1 protein-coding gene is annotated in these 522 nt (G+C 57.9%); it reads left to right on the forward strand.

What is annotated here, in order from left to right; all coding sequences use genetic code 11:
• Positions 1-184: 184 nt before the first annotated feature.
• Positions 185-522, forward strand: a 338-nt coding sequence (locus tag RAD10_RS41475) for an ABC transporter permease (protein WP_461621981.1), incomplete at its 3' end; no start/stop codon positions are given.

A 522-nucleotide genomic window follows, 5' to 3' on the forward strand; every position in this document is an offset into this window, starting at 1 on the left:
ACCGGCCATGGTGGGCGGCTCGCGTGACATCACGCTCTCGATGCTGATTGCCCAGCAGGTCGATCAACTCCATTGGGATTATGCCGCCCACTCTTTCCATGTTGTTGCTCGCGACCGCGCTTGGCTTGGTCGCCATTGCGCAGATCCTGCCTGGCGTAGGCAACGCCTTTAGGATGAGCAAGTGATGAGTGCTGTTCGCATCGTGCCGTCGTTGATCGTTGCGCTTATCCTGTTGTTCCTTGCTCTTCCGATTGTTGTGGTGTTCGTGCTCTCCTTCTCGTCGGCGGCGTATCTTGCGTTCCCACCGCCGGCCTTTGGCTTCAGATGGTATAAGGCTTATTTCGGCGATTCTGATTGGCTGGACGCAACCTGGCTTAGCCTGTGGGTCGCTGCAGTTGTCGTGGCGCTTTTGACCACACTCGGAACCTTTGCCGCGATCGGCATTGGCCGCTTGCCTCGACCTATACGCATCGTTGCGACGGCTCTCATTCTTTCGCCGCTGGTCGTGCCGGGAATAGTCGT

This window comes from Bradyrhizobium sp. 23AC, assembly GCF_054863025.1.